Genomic DNA, 26,921 nt, shown 5'->3' on the forward strand with positions numbered 1-26,921 from the left:
ATTTATTTCTATCAAGTTAAGATGACCGCTTTGATGTATGCAAGTTTATTTTGACATAATGCACCTGCACCAGCATCCACTGCATAACCCCGGCGTCTATCCGCCTATAAATGCACTTCTGAACAGAAGCGATTTTTAGAAAACTAAACCCGCTTTCAAGTCTTCCTTTTAATGAATGCAAAAGTTTTCTAATATAAATATAACAGAAATAATTTTAAATTTGTCTCCTATGTATTATAATTTAGACAGAGAAGGAAATCTACATTCATCTTTGATAACAGGATAATTATTCAGGAGGGGTTAACATGGGAAATATAAAGATAGAAAATTTACTGATTAATTTTAAAACACTAGAAAAATTTAAGCGTTTTCGTGAATATGGAAACCAGGAATTGACCATGATGGAAGATTTAGAGAATAAGATTATCGAGAATAATAGTAAGTCTCCTTTTTATGGAATTTATATCGGGGATAATTTAGTAGCCAGAATGAGTCTTTATGAAGTGAGCAGGAAGTATGATTTTTACTTTAAGCCTTCTCAGGATTATTTGACACTTTGGAAATTAGAAGTGCTTCCCGATTATCAAGGAAAAGGCTATGGAAAAGCGCTTGTAGATTTTGCAAAAAGCTTTAACCTTCCTATTAAAACAAGTCCACGTATTAATTCACATGGATTTTGGGAAAAGATGGATTTCATCAAACCACATTATGAGATGGAACGCGATTTAGGAGAAAATCCACTGCTCTGGCTGCCTGAGGGCGTTGAAGAAAAAGACACGAAGCAATAAGCTTCGTGCTTTTTTGCATCATATAAGATTAAATGAAGGCATCCCCTTTATCTGGGGTTCTTATGGATTGGAGACCGTATGAATAAGTTGATTTATTTTTCCCCACACCATTTCATATTTCTCCATCTGCTTTTTTAACTCTTTGTTTTCCTTTAAGATTTTATCTACTTCTTCCCGCTTCACAAAATCATCCTGCTGCGGAATATCTTTCCTCATTTTTTCTAGCAGCTGAATAGCAGCATCAATAGATTGAATCGATGAGGTTTCGATAGCTGGATAGGCAATTCGCTGCTTTAACCCTGCTTTTCTTTTGTCCTTTGCAGCCTGCACCTGGTCCTGGCATTGCTTTCTTATTTTCGCATTCCAACGGAATCCGCATGCTGCAGATGTTCTGGATAACTTTTCAGCAACTTCCTTAAAAGCTTCTAATTGGGTTCTCCCTTCCTGAATACATTGAAGTACGGTATCTGCTAACAATCTGTCCTCTTCTTCTGTCCACGCGTCCTGTCTTGTATCGTTCATAACATACCTCCTATTAGGGTTTGCTATCAATGTATGCAAAAAATAGGTATGCTAGAATCGTTTTATATTAAAAATATCCAGAAAGCTCTTAAAAAAATATATACGTGGAGGAAAACGAAAAAAACAGACCACGCAGTGTGATCTGTTTTCGTTAATTAAAATTAGTTGCTGATAACTTCTTTTCCATCATAATTTCCACATGCTTTGCAAACATGGTGAGGTTTCGTTAATTCGCCACAGTTGGAGCATTCTACCATACCAGGTACATGTAGTTTTTTATGCGTACGACGTTGGTTCTTTACTTTTTTGGAAGTTCTTCTTTTAGGTACTGCCATGACTTACACCTCCTTCAAAAATGAAAGTAAAACTTGAATCAGATTCTTATTTTTCTTTCTGGTTATTATTAAGGAGAGACTCCAATTTTTTCAATCTTGGATCGATGGGCTTCTCTTCCTTTGTCTCAGATACAAATTCCCAGTCCTTCCCGCTGGAAGGAGCTGCTTCATCCGAATCAGCGTTTTCGGCAAAAACGCGGAATGGAATTTCCAATAATATATTTTCCTTGATATATGGTGTTAAGTCAAGAACTTCTCCCTGAATAGGATGAATTTCTTGTTCTTCTTCCTCTCTTCCATAATAAGCAGATGCAGAGAAAACCTCATTTGCATCTATTTCAAATGGATAAGGAACATCCACCAATGTACGTGCGCACGGGAGTGTCATTTCTCCGGTCACATGAAAATTCACATAGAATTCTTCACCATGCACAGTTACTTGTCCGGTCACATGTACTGGAGGTATTTTTCGTATATCATTATTCATCGTTTCCAGTTCTGACACATCGGCTTGGCTATCAAAGAAATATGGCTCATTTACGGAACCTTTTCTAATCTGATTAACAGTCAATTTCATTAAAATCACCTCTAGGCAACAAGATAAATGATAAAAGAAAATGCTTCGTTTGTCAATATATTTTCTTTACACCACAGGTATAAGTTCGACTATAGCTCAGACAGCCCTTGTCGGCTTGCCAATTGCTAAATCTTCCATACATACGTAGTATTCCCTGTTACAGTGTATAAAAAACAACAGTTAAAACTATTCTAACGGCAGTTTGTCTTTTTGTCATTCTATTTCTCTTTTCGTCCTACAAATTCCGGAATATGTTAAAATAAAGCTACTTGAAAAAATAGAGGTGAGTGTATGGAAGCTTGCGGTTTAATAGTTGAATATAATCCTTTCCATTACGGACATCAATATCATTTAAAAAAAGCCAGGGAAGAAACTGATGCAGACTGTATTGTTGCGGTTATGAGCGGGAATTTTTTGCAACGTGGCGAGCCGGCCATTATGGATAAATATAATCGGGCTAAAGCGGCCATTCTCGGTGGCGCTGATTTAGTTGTTGAGCTGCCGTATGTCTATGCTGTACAGCACAGCGATTATTTCGCCAAAGGAGCAATCGATATGCTTTATCATTCCGGCGTCAGTGCTGTATGCTTTGGAAGTGAAGCAGGCATAATCGATTCTTTTTCCGATGCTTATCAGCTCCAGAAAGAGCATCAGAATCAATACGAATCCTTTGTTAAAAAATATTTAAATAAGGGACATGCCTATCCAGACGCAGCAACAAAAGCATATCAGCATATTTTTGGTATATCTGATATACTGGATGTGTCCAGACCAAATAATATTTTAGGATTAAGCTATGTCCGGGCAATTAAAGACGCCCATTATCCAATAAAACCAATCACTATAAAACGAATCGAAAATAATTATCACGACACTGCTATTACTGGAAATATAGCAAGTGCAACAAGTATCCGTAAAGAAGTGCTGAATAACCCGACTGCCAGCAAAGCAGCTGCTGAAGCTATGCCGGAGACCACATCAGATATTTTACAGAGCTATAAACATGCCTCAGGGTACTGGCATGATTGGGAGTTATATTTCTCTTTTTTGAAATATCGAGTACAAACAATGACGTTAGCAGAATTGCAGCAGATCGAAGGGATTGTTGAGGGGCTGGAGCATCGTATTGTACGCACAGCTATGGAGGCTTCCTCTTTTCAAGGATGGATGACTGCTTTAAAAACAAAACGTTATACATGGACAAGGCTTCAACGTATTTTTGTCCATATTTTAACCAATACAAGAAAAGAAGATAATATACTTGGTACCCAGACAGGTTATATACGGGTACTGGCCATGAATAAAACCGGCCAGGCTTATCTTAATCAGCAGAAAAAGAAAGCGGACCTCCCGTTTATTACAAAAATAAATCAAATCAAACACCCCTTCCTGGAAATCGAGGAACGGGCTGCGAAGGCGTATTACAGTATTTTACCCGGCAAGAAGCAAAGAGACTTCTTTTTACAGGAGATTAAATCACCGATTATTATAAAGTGAAACTTCATTTTGTTGAAGCAATTCTTTCTGACGTTACAAAAAAGAGGACTTCCGTCTTCATTATAATACGGAAATCCTCTTTTATTTAATTCATTTATTCATTAACACTTTCTAAATATTCTACAGCATCTTCAAACGTATCCACCGGAACAACCTCCATATCTGTCCCGATACTTTCTGCTGTTTCTGCTGCCACTTGGTAATTGGAGTCTTCGCGGCCGCCTTCATTCGGAGCGAAGAAAATATCAACGTCTTCTCTATCGGAAGCGACAACTTTTTTATCTATCCCGCCAATTCGATGGACATTTCCTTCATAGTCAATTTCACCAGTTCCGCCGATTTGCTTGCCGCCGGTTAGATCGCCCTCTGTTAACTGATCATAGATTTCCAATGAAAACATGAGCCCTGCACTCGGCCCGCCAATATTACCACTGGAAAAATGAACTTCTGGATTTACAGTTACTTCACGATCTGTGACAAGATTTATTCCAACGCCCACACGAGTTCCTTCGTCATCCAACGGTTCTAATTCCATCTCGGCAGTGTGTTCTTCATCATTTCTTTCAAACAAAACTGTCACTGTATCTCCGGCTTTTTTTCCATCAATATAATCAATTAAATCTTGAGATTCTTGCACTTCTGCATCATCAATTCCGATGATACGGTCTCCACTCTCTAATTTACCATCTGCCGGCAAGCCATCCACCGCAGCAACCACATAGACGCCATTAAAATGGATATCTATATCTTTTTCTGCTGTTTCATAGGCCACCACAGTTGCAGCTTCCTGAGAGCTTTCCATTACCTGAAGCTGTGCTGCCATATAATCTTCCTGAGACATTCCTTCCGGGAAAACCTGATCTAAAGGAAGAATATCCTGATGTGGAAGGACAAAGGCTGCAGCATATAAAATGGGAGTTGCCTGCATTCCGCTGACGGTCACTAAATGCATATCCCCTTCACTTGGATAGCCGTCGTCCACTTCGACAATGGGATCTAATGCATCGGCTCCGCCTGGTTTTTGTATATAATACGGCAATTGATACACTCCCAAAAAATAAACAATCAGTACAACCGCTAATAATCCTACAATCCTCCGTTTTGATAATCGCAACACTGCTTATTCCCCTTCCTGACACCCTTACTAAAAATATATCTATGGCATATTTTCAGATGGTATTCGCGTATATATCATATATAGCAACTTTTTTATTAAAACGATACATCGGACAAGCTAGCATTATTCTACTACTTCCTACCATAATTGTACAGAATGAGACTTCATAACAGGAAGATAAAAACAGCATGAGGATGCTTTCTTCTAACGAATAAAGGATGTTCAAAAAACGAATTAAAATAATACATCCATTTTTTAAACACGCACTAATAGGGGGACATCAGATTGAAGCAAAAGCTGAAAACACTAGGCTATGGCGGCATATCCATTTTTTTGTTTTTTAGTTTAATACGTTTTCCAGATCAAGCATTAGAAGCAGCCATCCGTGGATTAAATATGTGGTGGGAGGTCGTATTTCCATCTTTGCTTCCTTTTTTCATAACCGCTGAATTATTATTAGCTTTTGGCGTTGTGAAATTTCTAGGCATTTTATTTGAACCGATCATGCGGCCGCTTTTTAATATCCCCGGTGCCGGCAGCTTCGGCTGGATTATGGGAATGGCCAGCGGTTATCCTACCGGTGCCAAAATAGCAGCAAGACTCCGTGAAGAAAAGCAAGTCACACAGATAGAAGCTGAAAGATTAGTGTCTTTTACCAATAATTCAAGCCCGCTCTTTATATTCGGTGCCATTTCTGCAGGCTTTTTTTATAATATCAAACTGGGGCTTCTATTGGCTGTGTGTCATTACGGAGCTAATACGATTGTCGGGGTTGTTATGCGTTTTCATGGCAGAAAGCAGGAAAAGCAGATTACCAAACAAAAGAGACAGCCCTTTTCACTGAAAAAAGCATTTCAAGAGATGCATCGAAATCGGTTAAGAAATCCCCGGCCTTTCGGAGAAATATTAGGGGATGCGGTATTAAATTCGATTCAGACTCTTGTGATGGTCGGAGGATTTATTATTCTCTTTTCCGTTCTTATTAAATTGCTTTTCCTGATGGACATCACATCCTTTATATCTGCATTTATTGAACCGATTTTTCCTGTTTTTGATCTGCCAAAAGAGCTGGGACTTCCGTTTATTTCTGGTTTATTTGAAATTACCGTCGGATCAAACTTAATTTCACAGGTCACCACGGATTCTTTATTACAAAAAGCAATTTTGATCAGCTTCATCCTTGGCTTTAATGGATTATCCATCCAAGCACAGGTAGCCAGCATCTTAGCCAAGACAGATATCCGTTTCTACCCTTATTTCTTCGCCCGGCTTTTACACGGAACTTTTGCTGTGATTTTAACTATTTTACTATACAAACCGTTATACCTGGATCGAATTGTTTTTCATTCTAACGAGATTCCTGCCGGCACAATACAAGAGACCCCCATCGGGATACAAATATACTATCTATTACAGGCAATTGGGCCAAGCCTGACAATCATCAGTTTAGGGGCTGCTATTTTCATCCTTATTAATAAAGTCAGAAAAAAATAATTCTCCCTAAAGAAGAAGAAAGAGCCGCTTGACCGCTGACTCTCTCTTCTTCTGAAAATATGTAACGAATGAAATCCGCATCCGTTCATTATTTTTTTATTGATTATATTTCTGCTTCAGTGCCGTTTCCACCACTTCTGGAACAAGACCAGAAATATTTCCCTGGTATTTAGCCGCTTCCTTTACCATACTTGAGCTTAAAAAAGAATATTTTGTGTTTGTCATCATAAATAAGGTTTCCACGTCTTCGTTTAACTTCCGGTTCATCGACGTAATCTGCATCTCATATTCAAAATCACTGACTGCCCGCAATCCTCTAATAACTGCAGTAGCTCCTACTTCTTCCGCATAATCCATGAGTAATCCGCTCGAAGAATCGACCCTTACATTTGGCAGGTCCTTCAATGATTCTTCTAATAACTGCATTCTTTCTTCTACTGTAAAGAGTGGAGATTTGGATTGATTATTAAACACGGTAACTACTATCTCTTCAAACACTTTAGCACCACGTCTGATAATATCCAGATGGCCATTCGTTACCGGATCGAAACTCCCGGGGCATATCGCTAATTTCCTCATCATTTATGCTTCCTCTCTTTTATCTGATTGGTAAATCGTTACTTGAACTAAACCGCCATAATCTGCTTGTTTGATTGCTTTCAAGGATTTATACGTATCCGGCAGCATGTTTGTCTTATCATGCTCACAATAGACAATCGCATTCTTATTCAGCATTTTGCTATCGAGCAGATAATCAAGTAATTTCATATAATCTTTACTTTTATACGGCGGATCTAAAAGCACTAAATCAAATTGTAATTCTCGTTTAGCGATGGCTTTTAAAGCACGTTCTGCGTCATTTCGATAGACCTCTGCCTGCGCTTCTAATTGGAGCGATTTCAAATTTTCTTTAATGATTTGAACTGCCTTGGGATGTTTATCTACGAAAATCACCTTAGACATGTCTCTGCTTAATGCTTCGATTCCCAGAGACCCGCTTCCCGCAAATAAATCTAAAGCTAGTCCTCCTGAAAAGTAAGGACCCATTACTTGAAACACAGCTTCCTTTACTTTATCAGAAGTCGGTCTTGTAGACTCACCAGCTGCACTTTTTAACACTCTTCCTTTATGTATTCCTGCTATAACGCGCACTTCTGAATCACCTCAGCTTCTTTTAGCTCGTCAATAGTCTACCACGATTCGCCGCTTTAGCAAATTATTTTTATTCGTTATGTATATTATTTTTTACTTTGTCTATACTATCATAATGATTCAGCTAAATATGATTTAGTTGAAACGGAAGAAGGCTTATTCTTCCCCATAAGCTCTTCATCCGGTTTCTCCTCTCCCTTTAGCCTTTTATTTTTTATAAAAATAAAAGGACCTGCAGTAATTTTGACTGCAGGTTTTTTCTTTTTATTTGATATATTTCTTTTTAGACGTCTTGTTTAAATTCCCATTTTATAATCGTATTGCTTCGCTTTATCCGGCTTCGCGTTTTCATAGTTTGTCGGAATAAACGGCTTTTGAGAACGTTCCACTTTAGAAACAAAAGCAAACTGATTAAATTTTTTCTCAATAGCATCAATATCCTCGCGATTAACGTAAATAACCGCATAGCGATGCTTTTTAGATACGTGAATAAGATGACCATGTTTTTTTAGCTGCCTGACATTCTTCATATGTTGAAACCAGACAACAATTCCTTGCCTTTCTACCATGCTGTCATCCCTCCTTTTATTTCTATATGTATAAAGCAGGAAGCCCGCTTTCTGGACCCTGCTCTACGTCTTATCACAAATAACCGTCTGGAACCCCTTGCGGAAGGAAGTTTCATTTTACGAGGCACAGCCGCAAGCTCCGCCGCTCCCGCAGCCACAGCCGCTGTCTGTTAACGCTGCGCCGTCTTTAGGAGCTTTAATTTGCTCACTGACACTCTCTGCCACGAACTGGCTGACTTCATCCAATAAATTTTGCAAATTTCTTTCAGCAATTTTAAAAGCAGCTACTTTGTCGTTCAAATCCATATCCCTTTTTTTGGAACGGACCTGCTTCATAATATCATAATAGTCCGGATGATATCTGCCGAACCGCTGCACATCTTCATAGTGCTCTTTAACATCTGCAAATGTTCTAATCAGTTTCTGTGCTTCTTTATCTTCATCCAATACTTTCTTAGCCGATTGGTATTGCTGCATGATATCGGACTGCAGGATCATTTTTCCGACATGCTCCGACTCATCTAATATATCTACATATTCCATTGTAGCAATCATTTCCACACCTCCGCGAATAAATGAATAAATGTAAACAAGAGAAACAATCTCTTAGTAAGGTTTATGCCATTTCCTATTAAAATAGATGTTCTTTCATTTTACTGCATCCTCAATTAATAGTTATCCTTTTTATCATACCATTTTATTATTCGAAAGAAAACAGAGCTGACTTCAATCTTTCATCGATTTAGCCATCTCTGCGAACATTCTTACCATTTGTAATTGATTCGAGAAGGTATTCACTTTTTGAGGAAATGTTTTTCCATAAAATTTTTTTGCTTCTTTTTTCAATTCTGTCAGACGGCCGGGGTCGCGCATCAAATAACGATACCAAATAGGATGATATCGGACAAATTCAGCAAGTTCCGGATTTTTTCTAAGGTAGGCAATGACGTCATTATCCATGTTATCCCCTCTAATCTTTTCTTAGTGAAAAAGGAGCCCGGGGCGCTTTATTAGCGGAAGGCTTTTTCATATCACCAATCATTTCCTGAACAACACCAATCGCTTTACTTAATTGTTCGATTTGTCCATGTACTTTTTCCGAATCTAAGTTTTGCGTATAGTCTACAATCTGCCGGATAATATAGGAATGATCCGTTTTCTTACTTTTTTTGCTTTCTTGATTTGTTGATTCGCCCTGACTCTTTGATTCTGTTTTTGCCGCTTTATCTTCCGTTTTATATTCATCCCAAAACGGGTCATCTTCATCTAAAATTGCCCACTTTTCATAAAACTCCTGCCATCCCCTACCGCTTTTTCTGATTTCCTCCAACAACTTAGGATGGCGGTTCACAAAGGCTTTAAATGCTGCAACACTAGGATGTAATTGACTCATTTTTTCACCGTCCTTTTTACACTTTAGGGGCATACAGTTATGAAAGCTACAGTATGTGCATGGTTTTGTTGGAACGAGTAATCGCGATTCTACTACCAGTCCCATTGAAAGTAATCCTTTATTTGTGAGGCTCAGCCTGCTAAGCGTTATTTATAACTTCCTACAATAACCTATGTAAATCGGTTGAAAATGTGCTATCGGCTTATTATTTTCTGTACAAGAAAACTAGGTATACCGCTTGTTTTTTAAAATACCGGTGTTCTCGCCAAAGAGATGTCCGTTGGAGCGGCTATCCTTACTTTATTACTCTACAAAAAATAAAGAAGCCACAGGTGTGCGGCTCCTTTCTCTGTTAAACAAACATAAGTACGTTAAAAAGGTTTTCCTAAGAAGTTCTGTGTATAATAAAAGCGGTATACACCCACTCCAAGATAACTATATTCATCACTTAGTAATGCTTCCCGGTGACTTTCACTGTTTAACCAGCCCTCCATTGCCGCAGGAGCGTCCGGATATTGCGCTGCGATATTTTCTCCAGCAGCAACATAGGCAACCTGTTTTTCCTCCAGACGTTCTCTTAAACCATCTCCATCTAAACTAACATGAGAAAAATAATCATTCTCGTACATATCTTTGCTGTGGTCATATGCAACAAGACTTACTTGATCATCCCATTCTAAGTGCGGCAAGTCATGTTTATAACGCATGATATTAGAAATATCAAAAACCTGCTGCTCCATCCCTTCCTGAATTTCTCTCCATTCCTCTTCATTAAATTCAGGCTGTTCAGGCAGATCTCCCTGATATTCAATTTCATATGGCCTTTGCAATAAAAGCGCATCTCCTGTAGAAATCCTCATAGACGACAACGTTTCTGTAAACGTATCAAAATAAAATTGAATAAAAGTAGAGTCATTTATTTTCACCAGCGGTCTCGTCTGAAGGTCTTCTGTGTTTAACCGGAAAGTAAACGAAGAATCGCCATCCGTATAAGTTACTTCATTTAAAAAAGGAAATGTATCTGCCACTTCGATATAATCCGCTCCAGAGTCAATTGGAGATATCTCTAAATTATCCCCAATGGCATAAACAGATACAATCTCATCTTCTAAAATAGCAAACTGACCATATTGGCTTTCTGAGTCATTATATACATACCATTCATAATTATATGCACTAACATCAATTCTGTCCGGTTCTCCCAGTTCTTCTGTAAGTTCATTTGACGTCTTTCCTATCCATTGATATAAATCGCCTTCTAAATTCATCTGAGGAAGCTCTGCTGCTGTTCCTTTAGGCTCTATCGTTTCTTCATCCTCATTAAGATGGGACGCTGCTTCTCTTACAACCTCTACAGGTGATGAATTCATTTGGTATATAACAATAAATACAAGGAGTGCAATAATCATGATTATCATTACATTACGAAGCCTTTTCATGATTGGAACCCCCATCCAGCAGATAAATAAAACATTATCAATGCATGTTCAAAAAGCAGCCGGCGATTTCCGATAGGCGGGTGCCTGCATCCTTCTTTCCTATCTGATACAACGCGTCAGCTAAAGCGATTGCTGTTTTATCATTCGGGGACTTTTTGAACTTTCTATGTATAATCTACTTATCTATTTTATACCCTATTATCATAATATTATACCCTTTCTTTGCTATCGTCCATGGTTTCTATTGCATCTATTACCGTTTCGTATTATCCTTAAATTAAGCAGAATATTATTGATGAGGTGAAAGTAAAATGAGATTTGAAAACACTGGGATAGAAGACACAATTATTGATGTACAGGTACTGGATCACGTAACAGCAAATCTTGCCTTTATCCGGGCCGGGCAATGGGATTATGAACGCGTTACCTATGATTACAAAATCGGATCCAACGAAGAAGGTATTACATACTATATCCGCGTGCAAGGTTATGCTATCGAAGGTGATGTGGATAAGCGCAACGCCGTTATTAAATTAATGACTCCTTTACTTGGTAAACATTATTATCCACACGGCGTTGAGTATGGCGAAGAAGAGAACTTTCCTGAAAGCGTTGTAGAAAGAACGAACACATTACTCGCAAAACTTAGCGACGAACTGCAATATTACAAAAAATAAAAAGACACCATTCAAAAGAGCTGACATATTATCTCCAGTTAATATGTCAGCTCTTTTTATATTCTGAATGATTTAATCAGATAAGAAAAACCAAGAATACCGCTTGTTAAAACATCGGTGTTCTCGCCGAAGAGATGTTCGCTACGGGAAGTCGCTTTCCGTGGGCAACGTTCAGCCACACGGTAAGAAAACCGCTTCCTGCTCAGGTCTACCTGTTTCTTTTCCTGCAGGAGTCGACAACATCCGCTCCCATCTAAGAAGAATTATGTTTTATTTGCTTTTTATAAAGAAATGACACTAATACTAGCGACGGTTTTGATGGGGCGAGTAATCGCAGTCCCGGAAGAAATACACGGAGACTCCTGCGGGAATGCGCAATGGTCTTCGGTGGGGCGAGTAATCGCAGTCCCAGTCCCAGTGGGAAGACCCCGCAGGAAAAAAAGTGACCTTCTTTTTTTCTACCCGCAGGGCATAAGTGCGACTTTAGCTCTGTCTGCGCCTGTCGGCTTGCCAATCACTAAGTCTTCTTTTCACCCTCGGGGCATAAGTGCGACTTTAGCTCTGTCTGCACCTGTCGGCTTGCCAATCACTAAGTCTTCTTTTCACCCTCGGGACATAAGTGCGACTTTAACTCTGTCTGCACCTGTCGGCTTGCCAATCGCTAAGTCTTCTTTTCACCCTCGGGGCATAAGTGCGACTTTAACTCTGTCTGCACCTGTCGGCTTGCCAATCGCTAAGTCTTCTTTTCACCCTCGGGGCATAAGTGCGACTTTAGCTCTGTCTGCACCTGTCGGCTTGCCAATCGCTAAGTCTTCTTTAAAGGAGATGAGCTCGGGGCCCACGGAAAGCGGAGTGTGTTTCTGGGGCCTAAGATTACTCACCCCATGAAACCCGTTGGAGCGGATATATTCAGCATTTTTTATATACTTTCTTATTCTTCAAAAAAGGATACATGCTCCTTTATAAAGCACTGTATCCTTTAAATGCTGCATATATATTATCCCATCCGCAGATTAAAAACCAAGAATAGCTTTAATCATACTCGTGGTTTCACCCGGATCGTACATTACATATAGAAAAATATAAACAAGTATCCCCGTAATCGCACTGAAAAACCAAATAATACTTGTTATCGGGCCGATTTTACGGTGTTTCTTAATATTCCGCTTAAATGCTAATACAAGCGTTACAACTCCAAATACAGCTCCAACTGTAGCTAAAATAATATGGAAAATCAGGAAAATCGTAAAGTAAGTCTGTATACTTTCAGGTCCTCCAAAGCTTGTATTTCCTACAAATACGGTACGTGATACATAAATAATGAAGAAAAGAAGGGCACTGACAGCTGCTGATATCATCACAGCTTTATGTTCTTTTCTTTTATTTTTAACGATTAAAACCCAGCCTATTGCTACAAGTATTGCACTCAAAGCAATAAAAAATGTACTGATTGTTGGTAGTAAATGCATTGCTTTATCCTCCAGTATTTCTAATTATGCGTTCTAAAGTTCTCAGAAAGTTTGAAACCATGCCCATACAGTGACATTTTTAAAGCGTGCTTATGTCTCCGTATAACGATAATTATATGAACACAGATTGCAGCCATATATTATAGATGTTTAAGGCTTTGCCCTCCCGTTATATACGCTACATACTTTCTATCCTTTTACTTCAGCTCCACTTCTAAATATCTCTTTTCAATGTGATTCTGCTGGTTTTGCCGGCAACGGATCAATCGTGTTTTTTTCTTTGTTAACCCAAGAAAAAATAATTGTTGCTAAAACCCCTCCATAAGTAATTTCCTGAATAACCTTCATGATAATACCGCCGAGCTGCTGATCAATCAGTGTACTGAGCGGTGTAAACATTTCCGGCCCAGTTAAACCGGGAGCAAGTCCCTGTAAAACATCTGTCGGTACACAAAGACTCATCGCCTGCATCCATGCTCCTCCTTGTGTATAGGTAGCGTAAAGAGGTTCAGGTGCAAAAATAATCAATACACAGGCCGGTGTGATTAATACACTATTTGCAAAAATATAACCTATTTTTAATAGCGGCTGCATCCGGTCGAATTCCTTTAAAGGGGCCAGCAGCGGGAAAAACATAAAGAAGGCTGCAATTAATAGAATCCCGTGAATCACCGTATGAATGACTGGCGAAGACTTTGCAAACTCAAAGAAAGATGGTATATGATAAAGAGAAAATAAACCATTAAACAGCAATAAGGATATTAACGGTTTTGTACCTATTTCCACAATCGGTCTAATAACAGGCCGGTCAATTGCTTTTCGCCATAGCCAGGAAGGTATCCCTTTGATAACCAGTATCGGGATAATCAGCAAGTAAACAGCCATTTGAATCATGTGAGCAGTCAGCGTTATATGTGAGAGTAAATCAATTGGAGCGCCTTTTACTAAGTATAAACACACTATTGCCGTATAAAAAGAAATCTGCTGCTTCACAGTAACTTTATCATGATTGCCAAACTTATGCCGGTACGGTCCTGTAATTAGAAAATAAGCTAGTGCAATAAGAGCTGTAAATATCATAAAGTAAGGGCTCCATAATGCCCGAAACCCGAATATTTGTATATCTAACCACATACCTAATCATCTCCAGTTTAGTCTACTTTATCTATTATACCTTAAAATAAACAAGAATTCTCTAGTGGGATTGTGACGATTTTAAAACATATCTTTCTATTTTACGCACTATATTTTCCATATGATAAACAAAACGCTATGATGATTTAATAAATAAATCATCATAGCGTTTGTCATTTCAAAAGGATTGATTTCAATTTGTCTTACTTACCACCAAGTAATGATAGTAAAAGTCAATGCTACCATCACTGTAATAAAAATTCCCCCATAGATAATCTGGGCAGGTACCTCATGTCCTTTATCCTTTAAGTGCATAAAGTAGAAAAACTGAAACCCTACCTGTACAAAGGCAAGAAGCAGTAATATTGGAATAACATACGTAGATGGTACCTCTAACATAACAAGAGCAAATGCAACTAAGGTAAAGAAAATCATTAAAGCAAAGCTGACTACCATTTTTTGCATTTCTTCTTTATTCTTTTGCTTTTGGAACGAATTAATTTTTCTTGTACTCATTTCATCTGTCATAAATTAACTCACCATCCCCATCAGATAAACAACTGTAAAGATGAATACCCACACTACATCGATGAAGTGCCAATATAGCGCAAATGTATTAAATTTTGGTGCATTATACAAATCCAGTCCCCGCTTCGCATTGCGAACCATCAATGTAATAATCCAAGATAATCCGAATACAACGTGCCCGCCGTGGAAACCAACTAATGTATAGAAGGCTGATCCAAATGCAGAAGAACGAAATGTAAACCCATAATCATGAATATAATGTGCAAATTCATAAATCTCACACGCAAGGAAAGCAAGACCTAGTAATGCTGTAATTCCCATCCATAGCTGCATCTTTTTAAAGTCATTATTTTTCATGTGATAAATAGCATACACACTTGTTAAAGAACTTGTTAAAAGTAAAACTGTCATTAAGAATACCAGACCCAGGCCATATAATTCCTGCGTTGTCGGACCGCCTGCAGCAGAATCTTTTAAGGCAAGGTACGTACCAAACAAACAGGCAAAAAGAACTGTCTCGCCACCAAGGAATATCCACAAGCCCATAAATTTATGTTTACCTTCCGTTGTTGCTTTTGAAGGATCTTTTGGCATATTCTTTGGATCAATGGAATGATCATGACTCATATTAATCACCCACCCTTTCTAGTTCTTCTTTAGAAATATGATGTCCGTGGTCATCTTTTAATGAACGGATTAACATACTGATTAATGCAATTGCCATTCCTGCATATACAGCAATTAGCCAATATTTACTTTCTGTTTGATAAATAAAACCATAGGAAGCAATCGTAAACCCAATAGTCATAATGAAAGGGAGAATAGACCCATTAGGCATATGAATTTCATCTAATGGTTCTGCCGGAGTCACTTTTTTATTACCTTCCGTTTTTTCAATCCATAATGGATCTAACCCGCGAACTAATGGCAATTGTTTAAAGTTATAATGGACAGGCGGGGATGAAATTGCCCATTCAAGTGTGCGCCCGCTTCCCCAAGCATCGCCAGGGGCTTTTTTCCCTTTGATGGTTGTGTAGATTATATTAATCAAAAATACAATAACACCAAATGACATAAAGAAAGCACCAATGGTACTGATTAAGTTACCTGTATCCAGCCCTTGATTTTCCAAGAATACCCAGTAACGGCGTGGCATCCCCATTAAACCTAAGAAATGCTGAATAAAGAATGTTAAATGGAACCCAACAAAGAATGTCCAAAACGATAACTGTCCTAACCCTTCGTGTAAATACCTGCCAAACATTTTTGGCCACCAATAATGAAGTCCAGCTAATATACCAAACACTGTTCCACCGACAATAACATAATGAAAGTGTCCAATAACAAAATAAGTGTCATGATATTGATAGTCAGCAACAGCTGAAGCAAGCATAACACCAGTCATTCCTCCGATAGTAAATGATGGAATGAAAGCTAATGACCATAACATTGCTGTATTGATTTTGATACTGCCACCCCAAAGGGTAAACAGCCAGTTAAATATTTTTATTCCCGTCGGAACAGCAATTGCCATCGTTGCTACTGCAAAGATAGAGTTTGCAACTGGCCCCAGGCCAACTGTAAACATATGGTGAGCCCACACCATAAATCCTAAAAATGCAATTAAAAATGTCGCAAATACCATTGCTGTATATCCAAACAAACGTTTCTTAGCAAATGTCGGGAAAACCTCACTAAATACACCAAAAACCGGTAAAATCAAAATGTATACTTCCGGATGTCCGAATATCCAGAATAAATGCTGCCAAATGATAGCATTCCCGCCTAATGCAGCATCGAAAAATGCAGAACCAAACATGCGGTCAAACATCATTAAAAATAATCCAACCGTCAATGCAGGGAAAGCAAATAGTATTAAGATACTAGCCACAAAAGTCGTCCATGTAAACAATGGCATCCTCATATAAGTCATACCCGGTGCGCGCATTAAAACAATCGTAACAATAAAGTTGATTCCGCCCATTAATGTTCCTGCTCCGGATAATTGCAGCCCCATAATGTAGAAGTCAATCCCATGACCCGGTGATTGTATTGACAAAGGAGCATAGTTGGTCCAGCCGGCATCGGGTGCACCAGTAAACCAGCTAAGGTTTAATAACAATCCTCCAAATAAAAACAACCAGAAACCTAAAGAGTTTAGAAACGGAAACGCAACGTCACGCGCTCCAATTTGCAGCGGCATAATAAAGTTCATCAATCCTAATAATATTGGCATTGCTGCAAGAAAAATCATCGTTGTACCATGCATGGTAATCATTTCGTTATAAAGCCCTGCACTAATAAAATTATTCTCTGGTGAAATAAGTTGAATACGAATAATTACAGCTTCAAGACCGCCTAACAGGAAAAAGAATCCTCCGCCTGCAAGGTATAGAATACCGATCTTTTTATGATCGACAGTTGTCAGCCAATCCCATAAGGTAGCCCCGAAACCGCTTTTTTGAGCACTAGTCATACCCAAATTTTAAACCTCCCTTTTGTAACAGTCATTCACTTTTTAATCTCCTGCGTTTTCAGGTGTAATTTCTGAAGGCTGTAATTGCAATAGATATGCTGCAATACTTTCTGCTTCATCTTGATTCAGCTCTGGATATTGACCCGTCATTTGGTTGCCCGGCTTAATAGATTCAGGATCCATTAACCAGTCTACAAGGTTCTCCTCGTTATGCTCTAACACACCGGCAACATTGGAACGGTCTCCAAAGTTTGATAAATTCGGTCCAAAAGGTCCGTTATTCTCTGGGCCAGCTTCAATGCCGGAAGCAGCTGCATCTGTCGCATGACAATTCATACAGTTATTTGCTTCAAATAACTCTTGACCTTCCTGAGCATCCGCAGTTTCAGGTTCTGCTTCTGCATCTATGTTCTGCATATCATCAACCCACTGTTCATACTCTTCAGGTGAAACAGCAATGACTTTAAAGTCCATTAATGAATGCGAAGGTCCGCATAGCTCAGCACATTTGCCCCAGTACACACCTTCCTCGTAAGCTTCGATATACATTGTATTTACATTCTCTGCATTGACATCCATTTTCCCGGAAATTGATGGAACCCAGAATGAATGAATAACATCAGAAGAGAGCATATGTAAATAAACGCGCTCGCCTGTAGGGATATACAGGTCTTGACTTGTTTGAACTTCTTCTCCAGGATACTCAAAATGCCACCAATATTGATTTCCTTTTACATTAACATTGATGAGTTCATCTGCACTGGAGTCATCTGCCAAATCAAAAGTCGCCAGAACAGTAGGCACAGCAATAATCAACACCAAAATAATCGGGATTACTGTCCATATTACTTCCAGCTTGTGGTTCCCTTCCACCTGCTCAGGAATATGGTCTTCCTGTCCTTTTTTTCTGCGAAAGCGAACAAGTGTAATCACATAAATCACCATAACCACAATAAACACACCTGTCATGATCAATGTGGTCAAAATAATAAGATCCATGGCTTGTTCTGCGCCGTAACCTTTAGGCTTTAGTGCAGTCAGATTTTCGATTCCGCAGCCCGCAAGAAATAATGCAAGTAATGTGAATACGAAAAATACTTTGGTTTTTCCCATCCAACCTCTCATGTAAGAATACCTCTCTTTCTTCTTGTTCTTTCCTTTTATATTTAAATTTTAAGGAATAACAATCATTAATTAAATATCGGCAGTGTGACAATAATCATTAACGGAAAAAGAATTGTTAAATAATTCAAGGAAAATATAAATACTAAATTAGCCCATTTCATATCCTTCTCCGTAAACAGCCCTATAAAACCAATCACCAGCCATGCGATATTCAATATTGTTGCTACAATTGTAAAAGTTAAGCCCAGTGTAGGAAGCAAGAATAACGGCAACGGTAAAAGACAAGCGATATAAACATTGATTTGTCTTTTCGTTATGCCCATGCCTTTAACCACTGGCAGCATCGGTACTCCAGCCGCCTTATATTCTTCTTTTTTCTTCATTGCCAAGGCAAGAAAATGCGGTGTCTGCCATATAAACATAATTAAAAACATGATAAGCGGAACCACATGAAAAGAAGGATCGACTGCTGCCCAGCCAATCACAGGAGGCATTGCACCAGACAAGCTTCCAATAGCCGTGTTTAATGTGTATCTTCTCTTTGACCACATGGTGTACAATACGACATAGCCAAACCAGCCAATAAAAGCAAATAATGCCGCGTACCAAGTGGTAAACATCAATACTGCGAGTCCAAGACTGCTGACAACTATTCCCATTATCAGTACTGCCCGCAATGAAAAGAATCCGGTCACAGTTGGTCTTTTCTTCGTTCGGGACATTTTGGGATCAATATCTACATCATACCAGTTGTTCATAATGCAGCCGCCGGCAATTACTAAAGCACTTCCAATTATCATCAAAAGAAATGTTCCCCAATGATTGCTAAAGGAGGCGTTCGTTAAAGCGATAGCTACTAAAAAACCTGTAATTGCCGTAATCAAATTAGAGTTGACAATTCCGATTTTTATAAGCGCCTTCACTTCTGACAGAAAAACAGTTATTTTTTCTTTGGTTGAAATGGTTGTGTTACCGATCAGCTCCGAGTAAGTCATATCTACTTTATCCATAATTTCCCCCCTTCGCACCAGTAGGAAGACATAATAATAAACAGAATACACGCATTTGTTTCTATGTATTCCGTTTCCAACTTTAATTATAGCATGGATTTCTATGACAATCTAATGAACTTTTATATAATATATTACAACTATTTGAACATCCAGCTAAAAAGTTGTCTCGGAAAATAGATAAAGAAAATGAATTATGTATATTTTCTATTTTTTATAAAACGGCAACTGTTCTTCTGCATACTAATCCATAATATATTTCTAGCAAACATAACTGAATTATGCAAGCTTTTTTTATTTGCTGATGAAAACTTCAAAAAAACATGATACTATTAAGATTGGTATTTGGGTTTTATTTTTGGAATAAAGTCATTTTGTCTGTCTTTATTTGTTAAACGGATGATATCAAAAATCAATGCAAAAAATTTATCTTATTCGTCCCTGATACAATTTTTCAAATAGGGAAAGCTGTGCTTCTATACAGGCATTACAAGCGGATGTTAGATTTTGTTCAAAATTGGAAAGCGTTTCCCGCATGATTTTTGGTACACTGGAGATATTGGATAATTTACATAAGAAGTGAGGTTGCATAGATATGTTAAAAATACTAAAAATACTATCTGTGACAACGGCCATTGGAATGCTTCCCCTTCTTTTAGGAGGAGCACTTGTTACAAAAACAGGTTCAGCGGATGGATGCGGAGACAGCTGGCCGCTGTGTGAAGGCGAACTTCTCCCTGCTAACCTTCATTTTGAAATGATTGTTGAATTAAGTCATCGAATGGTCAGCGGCGCAGTTGGTATATTGGTGCTTTTACTTGCTATTCTTTCCTGGAAAGCATACAGACATCATAAGGAAGTTATTTTTTTAAGTTTTTCTGCATTATTTTTTATTATTGTACAAGCACTGGTCGGTGCAGCAGCAGTGGTCTGGGGACAATCTGACTTTATATTGGCTACCCATTTCGGGATATCTTTAATTTGTTTTTCTGCTGTTTTTTTACTTATGCTATTATTCTTTGAAATTGATAAGAAATTACATACAGAAGATATCCATATTAAAAAATCTCACAGAATTGAAATCTATGCGATAACGGTTTATACAATGTGTGTGGTATATAGCGGGGCACTGGTACGTCATACGAATTCCATCCTGGATTGTACCGATTGGCCATTTTGTTCCAATTCAGAGCCATTTGCCTTTGCAAGCTATTCCTTTCATCAATGGGTCCAGATGGGGCATCGTTTTGCAGCTGGAATCTTATTTTTGTGGACAATCCTTTTAACAGTCCGTATGCTAAAGAAATATAGCCGCAGCGAGGTTATGAGATGGGGCTGGATAATTACGCTGTCACTGATTACATTGCAGGTTATCTCCGGCTCGCTCATCATTTTTACACAGCTTAATTTATTTATTGCACTAGCCCATGCACTATTTATTACATGTTACTTTGGAATGCTGACTTATTTTATCCATCTGTCTTTCCGAAGCAGCAGAAAAGAAAAATAATCGAATCTATTATATTTCAATATTCCAGCCAAAAAATAGAAGGGACCTTGCTTGCACTTAAAGAAAAAACCAGAATACCGCTTGGTCTTTAAATCACCGGTGTCCTCGCCGAAGCGATGTCCGCTGCGACGGTTTTCGATGGGGCGAGTAACCGCAGTCCCAGGAAGTCGCTTTCCGCGGGCAACGCTTCAGTCTCCTCGGAAGAAAACCGCTTCCTGCGGGGCCTTCACCTGTTGCTTTTCCCGCAGGAGTCGACAACATCCGCTCCCATCTAAGAAGAAATAACGCAAATTCTAGCGACGGTTTTTGATGGGACGAGTAATCGCAGTCCCAGAGGAAAAATACGGAGACTCCTATGGGAAAGCGCAATGGTCTTCGGTGGGGCGAGTAATCGCAGTCCCAGTGGGAAGACCCCGCAGAAAAAAGTGAACTTCTTTTTTTCTACCCGCGGGGCATAAGTGCGACTATGCTTCTGTCTGCGCCTGCCGGCTTGCCAATCAGCAAGTCTTCTTTAAAGGAGATGAGCTCGGGGCCCATGGAAAGCGTAGTATTTTTCCGTAGCGGCTATATTCAGCATTTTTTATATACTTTCTTATTCTTTAAACAAGGGGTCCTTCTTTTTTATCCATAGCTTTAATCTGAAGAGGATCCGATTGAGAGTTTATCCTTCTCTATTTATACGAGTTGGTGTATCCCCTTATCCCAATAATCATCCATTACGCAACAAGCCCCTTGGCTGATTCACCAAGGGGCTGTTTTTATTTTGTTTATTCAAATTCAATTAATAAATCATTTACCGCAATCGAGCTGCCTGCTTGCGCATGGATTTCTTTAACCACTCCATCAAGCGGTGCCTGTACGGATGTTTCCATTTTCATTGCTTCATTTGTCATCAGATGCTGTCCTTTTTTAACCGTATCTCCCTTGGCACAATGTACTTCAAGGACGGTTCCAGGCATCGTTGCGCCTACGTGCTTTGGATTGGATTTATCTGCTTTCGGATTGGCTGCGATCGCAGACTCAATACTATTATCACGGACGACGATTTCTCTGCTCTGCCCATTTAATTCGAAATAAACAACACGGGTGCCGTCTTCTTTCGGCTCAGAAATAGAAACCAGCTTCACAATCAGGGTTTTCCCTTTTTCAATTTCTACTTCAATCACTTCACCAAGCTTCATGCCGTAGAAGAATGTCGGTGTGTCTAATACGGACATATCGCCATACGTATTCAAGAAATCCTCGTAATCTTTGAATACCTTTGGATATAATGCATAGGAAATCAAATCATGGCTGTTGACCGGACGATTCAGTTCATTATAAAGTGTATCACGCATTTCTTTAAAATCAACGTCTTCCAATAGCTCCCCAGGTCTTACAGTGATTGGTTTTTTATCTTTTAAAATCAGCTTTTGCAGTTTTTCCGGGAAGCCTTGGTAAGGCTGTCCGATATATCCTTGTGCAAATTCAATCACCGAATCAGGGAAATCAATGGATTCGCCTTTTTCATAGATTGTTTCCTCTGTTAAATCGTTTTGCACCATGAAGAGCGCCATATCTCCGACCACTTTGGAGGATGGAGTAACCTTGACAATATCACCGAACATATCATTCACCGTACGGAACATTGCTTTCACTTCATTCCAGCGATCGCCAAGCCCTACCGCTTTTGCCTGCTGCTGCAGGTTGCTGTATTGACCGCCTGGCATTTCATGCTGATAGATTTCTGTATGCGGCGCATTCATGCCGCTTTCGAAATCTTTATAGAACTGGCGGACACCTTCCCAATACTGGCCAATTTCTTCAAATTTTTCAATATCCAGCGCTGGTTGATATGCTTTTCCTTCTAAAGCATAGTACAGTGACTGTGCACTTGGCTGAGAAGTCATCCCTGCCATCGAACCAACCGCGACATCAACCGCATCGACTCCTGCTTCAATCGCTCTCGAATAAGCGTACACTCCATTGCCGCTGGTATCATGCGTATGCAGGTGAATCGGAATATCGACGGTTTCTTTTAATGTGCTGATCAGCTGATAGGCTGCTTCCGGCTTCAGCAAGCCTGCCATATCCTTGATTCCCAGAATATGAGCGCCAGCTGTTTCCAGTTCTTTAGCCATATTCTTATAGTAGTCAAGATCATATTTTTGTCTGCCTGTGTCTAGGATATCACCCGTATAACAGATTGCAGCTTCTGCAATTTTATCCGTTTTGCGGACGTTATCGATGGCTACCTGCATGCCCTCCACCCAGTTCAAGCTGTCAAAAATACGGAAGACATCAATACCGGCTTCGGCACTTTTCTTCACAAATAATTCGATTACATTATCCGGATAGTTTTTGTATCCAACCGCATTGCTTGCACGCAGCAGCATCTGGAATAACACATTCGGCATGCGCTTTCTCAAATGCAGCAGTCTTTGCCAAGGATCCTCTTTCAAGAAACGGTAAGCAACATCATAGGTTGCACCGCCCCACATCTCTACAGAAAATAGATTTGGCAGTAATTTTGCCGTCGGCTCTGCAATGTGCAATAAGTCATTAGTACGAACGCGTGTAGCCAGTAAAGATTGATGGGCATCACGAAATGTGGTATCGGTCAGCATCACCTGTTTTTGATCCTTCAGCCATTTAGCAAGTCCTTCTGGACCGCGTTCATCTAAAATTTGTTTCGATCCCGGCTGTGTTTCAATATTTTCTGTGTTCGGAATAATCAATTTATCAAAATCTGGTTTATCCTGCTTTTCCGCACCATCTACGCCATTTAACGTGGTGTTTGCAATATACGTCAGCATTTTGGTTCCGCGGTCACGGCGTACTGGGAAAATAAACAATTCTGGTGTTTTATCAATAAACGTCGTATCATATTCTCCGGATAAGAACTGTTCATGCAGCATCACATTTTCCAGGAATGGAATATTTGTCTTGATTCCTCTAATTCGGAATTCTTTTAAGTTTCGCACCATTTTAATGGTAGCCTGTTCAAAATCAAGCGCCCAGGTAGAAACTTTTACTAATAATGAATCATAGTGAGGTGAAATAACTGCTCCCTGGTACGCATTTCCTGCATCGAGACGGACACCAAATCCGCCGCCGCTGCGGTAAGCATTGATTTTTCCGGTATCCGGCATAAAATCATTCAGCGGGTCTTCCGAAGTCACACGGGATTGAATCGCATAACCTTGTGTTGAAATTTTATCCTGTGTTGGAATACCTACTTCCTTATCATGAAGTCCAAATCCATCCGCAATCTTGATTTGCGTCTGAACGATGTCCACACCGGTAATCATCTCGGTAATCGTATGCTCTACTTGCACACGCGGGTTTACTTCGATAAAGTAAAAATCGTTTTCGGTTACCAGGAATTCCACCGTACCCGCATTGAGATAGTCGACATTTTTCATCAAATCGACAGCTGCCTGACAGATTGCTTCTCTCAGCTCTTCGTTTAGAGATAAGCTTGGAGCTACCTCAATCAATTTCTGATGACGGCGCTGTACAGAACAGTCTCTTTCATATAAATGAATAATATTCCCTTGGTTGTCACCAATAATCTGTACTTCAATATGTTTCGGATTTTCAATTAATTTCTCTACATAGATTTCATCATTCCCAAAGGCAGCCTTTGCTTCTGATTTTGCGCGGTCATAAGCATTGTCCACTTCATTGGCATCCTGCACCACACGCATGCCTCTTCCGCCGCCGCCAAGCGAAGCTTTAATAATAATCGGATAGCCATGCTTATCTCCGAAAGCTTTGACTTCTTCTAAAGAGTTAACCGGGCCGTCACTACCCGGAATAATTGGTAAATCGGCAGCCAATGCTTGTTCTCTTGCTTTTACTTTATCTCCAAACATATTTAAATGCTGGCTGGTAGGGCCGATAAAAATAATGCCCTCTTCTTCACAGCGCTTTGCAAATTCGATGTTTTCAGAAAGGAAGCCATAGCCCGGATGGATTGCATCCACATCTACTTCTTTTGCTAAAGCAATGATTCCTTCGATATCTAAGTATGCGTCAATCGGCTTTTTCCCTTCCCCGATTAAATAAGCTTCATCCGCTTTAAACCGGTGAAAGGAAGACGAATCTTCGCTGGAGTAAACAGCTACAGTGCGAATATTTAACTCGGTACAAGCCCGGAATACACGTATCGCGATTTCTCCTCTGTTTGCAACTAATACTTTGTTAATTTGCTTTAAGTCTGTCATGCTTTACCACCTCTGTACGAATTGATAGATTTTCTGTGGAATAAACTAGGCTTAGGAGCCAGTTCTTCCCTTTCACTTTCTTTCTTATTAACTTGCATAGCTATATTATTAAGAATCCCCATGGATATCATCATAAACAGCAAAGAGGATCCTCCATAACTGATAAATGGCAAGGGAACACCTGTAATTGGCAGAACCCCGCTAATTGCGCCTAAATTAATAAAAGTTTGAATGCCTATCATCGATGCAATCCCAAGTGCAAGCAATGAACCAAAACTATCCTGGCATCGTCTGGAAATATAGAGTCCTCTAAAGACAATGGCAGCAAGTAAACCTAAAACGATCGCTACCCCTATAAATCCGAGTTCTTCCGCAATAATGGCCATAATAAAATCCGTATGACCTTCTACCAGAAAGCCCAGTTTTTGGATACTTTGTCCTAATCCTTCTCCTGTCCAGCCGCCCACACCAATCGCAACATACGACTGGATTAATTGATACCCGTTTAAATCCGGCGAATTAAACGGCTGGTAAGCACCAGTAAAACGGGAGAGTCTTTCTTCCGTTACCATGTTTGGAATGGCAAATGCAAGCAGCAGCAAGCCGGCAAAAACAAGAATAGATAAATGTCTCCATTTGATACCAGAAGCAAAGATAACAGAGCATGCCATCAAAAATATAATAGCAGCTGTTCCAACATCCGGCTGCGCCACAATTAATCCAAGAACGACGGCAGTGATGATAAGCGGAGGCAGCACTCCTTTGCTAAACTGGTCTAAGTAAGCCTGCTTTTTAGAATATATTGCAGCTAAATACATAATCAGACCAAGCTTAGCGACCTCTGCAGGCTGCAAGCTGAATGGACCAAACCGAAACCACGACCTTGCATTATTGACTGTATCTCCAAAGAAAAGAACAGCTACAAGTAAGATAATACAAGATATAATGATTATCTTCATCAGTCTTTGATAGATTTGGTACGGCAAGAAGGATGTAACCGCGAATCCAATAAGTGCAACAATAAAGAATACTAATTGCCTGTTAAGATAAAAATTACTGTCTGAACCTTCCACAACAGCTAATACCATACTTGCACTATATACCATTACTACTCCAAAACCAGCTAATAGAATTGGCGTAATCATCAATGTGAAATCGAAGTGCTTCCAATTTTTTAACATTATTTTTCTCCTAGTCACTATGTAAGTTTAAGTGTGTGTTCAAAAAGTCCGTTAAAAAAGACCGAGAAGTTCGAGGCAGCGCAGCTTTGAGCAACGATTTTAATGGGGCGAGTAATCGCAGTCCCCAGCGGAATGTATGCCGTTAAATACATGAGCAATGGCTTTAATAGACCGAGTAATCGCAGGTCTCAGCGGAAAAGCAAGCTAACGAAGAAATTCGATGTGTCATTTTTGGCGGACTTTTTGAACATCCTTTTTTAAGAGATTTTTAACAGTATATCATATTTTTAATAGAGCTGTTATAATTATCTCTCATTTGTCAGTATACATTTTTTAACATATAGGAAACAACAGGAAGCTCTAAAAATTTATTCTAACCTGCATGGTTACGCATTTTTTAGTATTCCAACCATTCTTCAGCTTCCTTTTGTTACGTATGTAATTATTTCATTTTCATTTTTGAAACGTCTTCATCTTTTCTTTCCTAATTTAAGATTCAGCCAGCCTTCACGTATTTTTTCTATCAATATAGTAAGGATAACATGAGCATACACATTAAAAGCCGCAATCCTTCGAATTATCCTGCCTGAAAAAGTGAAAGCTGTTGCCGAACTTTTTTTGGATTCAAAGCTCAAATTCAGCCGTGACTACTCCTGAATAAGAATCAATGCACACTGACAATTGTTATTCTCCAACTTATAAAAAAACCTTGCCGTTTGT

General features: G+C 39.3%; 26 protein-coding genes. 6 read left to right on the top strand and 20 right to left on the bottom strand.

Translation table 11 applies throughout. From position 1 onward, the window contains the following. Positions 1-305 precede the first annotated feature (305 nt). Entirely contained in the window at positions 306-788 is a 483-nt protein-coding gene (locus MKY45_RS15660; protein ID WP_042535205.1) for an N-acetyltransferase, read from the top strand. A gap of 60 nt (positions 789-848) precedes the next feature. Here MKY45_RS15660 and MKY45_RS15665 read toward each other — a convergent pair whose 3' ends face one another. The 3 genes from MKY45_RS15665 to MKY45_RS15675 form a co-directional block, all read right to left on the bottom strand. Continuing rightward, positions 849-1,310 carry an RsfA family transcriptional regulator gene (locus MKY45_RS15665; protein WP_341173094.1) on the bottom strand — a complete coding sequence of 154 codons (462 nt, stop codon included), beginning with the start codon at positions 1,308-1,310 and terminating at the stop codon, positions 849-851. A 161-nt stretch (positions 1,311-1,471) separates the two neighbouring features. Next, positions 1,472-1,645 (bottom strand): 50S ribosomal protein L32, encoded by a 174-nt coding sequence (rpmF, locus tag MKY45_RS15670; protein WP_042535209.1) that lies wholly within the window; start codon positions 1,643-1,645, stop codon positions 1,472-1,474. Positions 1,646-1,691: 46 nt separating this feature from the next. After that, positions 1,692-2,222, bottom strand: a complete 531-nt coding sequence (locus MKY45_RS15675) for a YceD family protein (protein WP_341173095.1) — start codon at positions 2,220-2,222, stop codon at positions 1,692-1,694. Between the two features lie 291 nt (positions 2,223-2,513). On the opposite strand from MKY45_RS15675, the gene MKY45_RS15680 reads away from it, so the two are divergent. Next, the gene (locus MKY45_RS15680; RefSeq protein ID WP_341173096.1) at positions 2,514-3,719 is read left to right on the top strand and encodes a nucleotidyltransferase; all 1,206 of its coding nucleotides are present in this window, start codon (positions 2,514-2,516) and stop codon (positions 3,717-3,719) included. A gap of 94 nt (positions 3,720-3,813) precedes the next feature. Here MKY45_RS15680 and MKY45_RS15685 read toward each other — a convergent pair whose 3' ends face one another. Further along, a complete protein-coding gene (locus MKY45_RS15685) occupies positions 3,814-4,833 on the bottom strand; it encodes a SepM family pheromone-processing serine protease (protein WP_341173487.1) in 1,020 nt (339 codons plus the stop codon). A 288-nt stretch (positions 4,834-5,121) separates the two neighbouring features. Between MKY45_RS15685 and ylbJ the strand changes: the two genes are divergently transcribed. Then, positions 5,122-6,330, top strand: a complete 1,209-nt coding sequence (ylbJ, locus tag MKY45_RS15690) for a sporulation integral membrane protein YlbJ (protein ID WP_193063306.1) — start codon at positions 5,122-5,124, stop codon at positions 6,328-6,330. 96 nt (positions 6,331-6,426) lie between these two features. Here ylbJ and coaD read toward each other — a convergent pair whose 3' ends face one another. The 7 genes from coaD to MKY45_RS15725 form a co-directional block, all read right to left on the bottom strand. Further along, the gene (gene coaD, locus MKY45_RS15695; RefSeq protein ID WP_042536352.1) at positions 6,427-6,909 is read right to left on the bottom strand and encodes a pantetheine-phosphate adenylyltransferase; all 483 of its coding nucleotides are present in this window, start codon (positions 6,907-6,909) and stop codon (positions 6,427-6,429) included. 3 nt (positions 6,910-6,912) lie between these two features. After that, a complete protein-coding gene (gene rsmD / locus MKY45_RS15700) occupies positions 6,913-7,482 on the bottom strand; it encodes a 16S rRNA (guanine(966)-N(2))-methyltransferase RsmD (RefSeq protein ID WP_042535217.1) in 570 nt (189 codons plus the stop codon). A gap of 296 nt (positions 7,483-7,778) precedes the next feature. Continuing rightward, positions 7,779-8,051 carry a YlbG family protein gene (locus tag MKY45_RS15705; protein ID WP_042535218.1) on the bottom strand — a complete coding sequence of 91 codons (273 nt, stop codon included), beginning with the start codon at positions 8,049-8,051 and terminating at the stop codon, positions 7,779-7,781. A 117-nt stretch (positions 8,052-8,168) separates the two neighbouring features. Beyond that, positions 8,169-8,606 (bottom strand): YlbF family regulator, encoded by a 438-nt coding sequence (locus MKY45_RS15710; protein ID WP_193063304.1) that lies wholly within the window; start codon positions 8,604-8,606, stop codon positions 8,169-8,171. A gap of 171 nt (positions 8,607-8,777) precedes the next feature. After that, on the bottom strand, positions 8,778-9,011 hold the full coding sequence (locus MKY45_RS15715) for a YlbE-like family protein (RefSeq protein ID WP_042535220.1): 234 nt from the start codon (positions 9,009-9,011) through the stop codon (positions 8,778-8,780). A gap of 10 nt (positions 9,012-9,021) precedes the next feature. After that, positions 9,022-9,444, bottom strand: coding sequence for a spore coat protein YlbD (gene ylbD, locus MKY45_RS15720; protein ID WP_341173097.1), 423 nt, complete (start codon positions 9,442-9,444; stop codon positions 9,022-9,024). A gap of 371 nt (positions 9,445-9,815) precedes the next feature. Next, positions 9,816-10,883 carry a CAP domain-containing protein gene (locus MKY45_RS15725; RefSeq protein WP_341173098.1) on the bottom strand — a complete coding sequence of 356 codons (1,068 nt, stop codon included), beginning with the start codon at positions 10,881-10,883 and terminating at the stop codon, positions 9,816-9,818. Between the two features lie 311 nt (positions 10,884-11,194). On the opposite strand from MKY45_RS15725, the gene MKY45_RS15730 reads away from it, so the two are divergent. After that, positions 11,195-11,560 (top strand): YugN family protein, encoded by a 366-nt coding sequence (locus MKY45_RS15730; RefSeq protein ID WP_042535224.1) that lies wholly within the window; start codon positions 11,195-11,197, stop codon positions 11,558-11,560. Positions 11,561-11,878: 318 nt separating this feature from the next. Beyond that, positions 11,879-12,448: a hypothetical protein gene (locus tag MKY45_RS15735; RefSeq protein WP_341173099.1), complete on the top strand. Its 570-nt coding sequence runs from the start codon at positions 11,879-11,881 to the stop codon at positions 12,446-12,448. 125 nt (positions 12,449-12,573) lie between these two features. Here MKY45_RS15735 and MKY45_RS15740 read toward each other — a convergent pair whose 3' ends face one another. From MKY45_RS15740 to cyoE, 7 genes are all read right to left on the bottom strand, one after another. Further along, a complete protein-coding gene (locus MKY45_RS15740) occupies positions 12,574-13,029 on the bottom strand; it encodes a DUF420 domain-containing protein (RefSeq protein WP_042535226.1) in 456 nt (151 codons plus the stop codon). Between the two features lie 228 nt (positions 13,030-13,257). After that, a complete protein-coding gene (gene ctaG / locus MKY45_RS15745; protein WP_332093777.1) occupies positions 13,258-14,163 on the bottom strand; it encodes a cytochrome c oxidase assembly factor CtaG in 906 nt (301 codons plus the stop codon). A 207-nt stretch (positions 14,164-14,370) separates the two neighbouring features. Beyond that, complete coding sequence (ctaF, locus tag MKY45_RS15750; RefSeq protein WP_042535229.1) at positions 14,371-14,691, bottom strand: cytochrome c oxidase subunit IVB; 321 nt, start codon at positions 14,689-14,691, stop codon at positions 14,371-14,373. Between the two features lie 3 nt (positions 14,692-14,694). Beyond that, positions 14,695-15,318, bottom strand: a complete 624-nt coding sequence (locus tag MKY45_RS15755) for a cytochrome (ubi)quinol oxidase subunit III (RefSeq protein WP_042535231.1) — start codon at positions 15,316-15,318, stop codon at positions 14,695-14,697. 1 nt (position 15,319) lies between these two features. Continuing rightward, on the bottom strand, positions 15,320-17,167 hold the full coding sequence (gene ctaD / locus MKY45_RS15760; RefSeq protein ID WP_413465443.1) for a cytochrome c oxidase subunit I: 1,848 nt from the start codon (positions 17,165-17,167) through the stop codon (positions 15,320-15,322). A gap of 42 nt (positions 17,168-17,209) precedes the next feature. Next, positions 17,210-18,292: a cytochrome c oxidase subunit II gene (coxB, locus tag MKY45_RS15765; protein WP_042535233.1), complete on the bottom strand. Its 1,083-nt coding sequence runs from the start codon at positions 18,290-18,292 to the stop codon at positions 17,210-17,212. A 65-nt stretch (positions 18,293-18,357) separates the two neighbouring features. Next, a complete protein-coding gene (cyoE, locus tag MKY45_RS15770) occupies positions 18,358-19,302 on the bottom strand; it encodes a heme o synthase (protein WP_289584875.1) in 945 nt (314 codons plus the stop codon). Between the two features lie 595 nt (positions 19,303-19,897). Here cyoE and MKY45_RS15775 point away from each other — a divergent pair. Next, positions 19,898-20,812 carry a COX15/CtaA family protein gene (locus MKY45_RS15775; RefSeq protein ID WP_042535237.1) on the top strand — a complete coding sequence of 305 codons (915 nt, stop codon included), beginning with the start codon at positions 19,898-19,900 and terminating at the stop codon, positions 20,810-20,812. A 767-nt stretch (positions 20,813-21,579) separates the two neighbouring features. On the opposite strand, the gene pyc is transcribed toward MKY45_RS15775, so the two are convergent. Next, positions 21,580-25,020, bottom strand: coding sequence for a pyruvate carboxylase (pyc, locus tag MKY45_RS15780; protein ID WP_289584877.1), 3,441 nt, complete (start codon positions 25,018-25,020; stop codon positions 21,580-21,582). Beyond that, positions 25,017-26,201, bottom strand: a complete 1,185-nt coding sequence (gene ftsW / locus MKY45_RS15785) for a putative lipid II flippase FtsW (protein WP_042535240.1) — start codon at positions 26,199-26,201, stop codon at positions 25,017-25,019. Before ftsW ends, pyc begins: the two co-directional genes overlap by 4 nt. Positions 26,202-26,921: the final 720 nt, after the last annotated feature.

Source organism: Oceanobacillus sp. FSL K6-0251 (assembly GCF_038004725.1).
Classification (GTDB): Bacteria; Bacillota; Bacilli; order Bacillales; family Amphibacillaceae; genus Oceanobacillus; species Oceanobacillus oncorhynchi.

Bases quoted from the DNA above. Each gene is read 5' to 3' on its own strand.
- MKY45_RS15710 (WP_193063304.1), bottom strand. From the start codon at position 8,606: ATGATTGCTACAATGGAATATGTAGATATATTAGATGAGTCGGAGCAT.
- MKY45_RS15715 (WP_042535220.1), bottom strand. From the start codon at position 9,011: ATGGATAATGACGTCATTGCCTACCTTAGAAAAAATCCGGAACTTGCT.
- MKY45_RS15660 (WP_042535205.1), top strand. From the start codon at position 306: ATGGGAAATATAAAGATAGAAAATTTACTGATTAATTTTAAAACACTA.
- ctaF (WP_042535229.1), bottom strand. From the start codon at position 14,691: ATGACAGATGAAATGAGTACAAGAAAAATTAATTCGTTCCAAAAGCAA.
- MKY45_RS15705 (WP_042535218.1), bottom strand. From the start codon at position 8,051: ATGGTAGAAAGGCAAGGAATTGTTGTCTGGTTTCAACATATGAAGAAT.
- MKY45_RS15775 (WP_042535237.1), top strand. From the start codon at position 19,898: ATGTTAAAAATACTAAAAATACTATCTGTGACAACGGCCATTGGAATG.
- pyc (WP_289584877.1), bottom strand. From the start codon at position 25,020: ATGACAGACTTAAAGCAAATTAACAAAGTATTAGTTGCAAACAGAGGA.
- ftsW (WP_042535240.1), bottom strand. From the start codon at position 26,201: ATGTTAAAAAATTGGAAGCACTTCGATTTCACATTGATGATTACGCCA.
- rpmF (WP_042535209.1), bottom strand. From the start codon at position 1,645: ATGGCAGTACCTAAAAGAAGAACTTCCAAAAAAGTAAAGAACCAACGT.
- MKY45_RS15730 (WP_042535224.1), top strand. From the start codon at position 11,195: ATGAGATTTGAAAACACTGGGATAGAAGACACAATTATTGATGTACAG.
- ctaD (WP_413465443.1), bottom strand. From the start codon at position 17,167: ATGACTAGTGCTCAAAAAAGCGGTTTCGGGGCTACCTTATGGGATTGG.
- ylbD (WP_341173097.1), bottom strand. From the start codon at position 9,444: ATGAGTCAATTACATCCTAGTGTTGCAGCATTTAAAGCCTTTGTGAAC.
- coxB (WP_042535233.1), bottom strand. From the start codon at position 18,292: ATGAGAGGTTGGATGGGAAAAACCAAAGTATTTTTCGTATTCACATTA.
- MKY45_RS15680 (WP_341173096.1), top strand. From the start codon at position 2,514: ATGGAAGCTTGCGGTTTAATAGTTGAATATAATCCTTTCCATTACGGA.
- MKY45_RS15735 (WP_341173099.1), top strand. From the start codon at position 11,879: ATGGGGCGAGTAATCGCAGTCCCGGAAGAAATACACGGAGACTCCTGC.
- MKY45_RS15665 (WP_341173094.1), bottom strand. From the start codon at position 1,310: ATGAACGATACAAGACAGGACGCGTGGACAGAAGAAGAGGACAGATTG.
- MKY45_RS15740 (WP_042535226.1), bottom strand. From the start codon at position 13,029: ATGCATTTACTACCAACAATCAGTACATTTTTTATTGCTTTGAGTGCA.
- MKY45_RS15675 (WP_341173095.1), bottom strand. From the start codon at position 2,222: ATGAAATTGACTGTTAATCAGATTAGAAAAGGTTCCGTAAATGAGCCA.
- MKY45_RS15755 (WP_042535231.1), bottom strand. From the start codon at position 15,318: ATGAGTCATGATCATTCCATTGATCCAAAGAATATGCCAAAAGATCCT.
- coaD (WP_042536352.1), bottom strand. From the start codon at position 6,909: ATGAGGAAATTAGCGATATGCCCCGGGAGTTTCGATCCGGTAACGAAT.
- ctaG (WP_332093777.1), bottom strand. From the start codon at position 14,163: ATGTGGTTAGATATACAAATATTCGGGTTTCGGGCATTATGGAGCCCT.
- MKY45_RS15725 (WP_341173098.1), bottom strand. From the start codon at position 10,883: ATGAAAAGGCTTCGTAATGTAATGATAATCATGATTATTGCACTCCTT.
- cyoE (WP_289584875.1), bottom strand. From the start codon at position 19,302: ATGGATAAAGTAGATATGACTTACTCGGAGCTGATCGGTAACACAACC.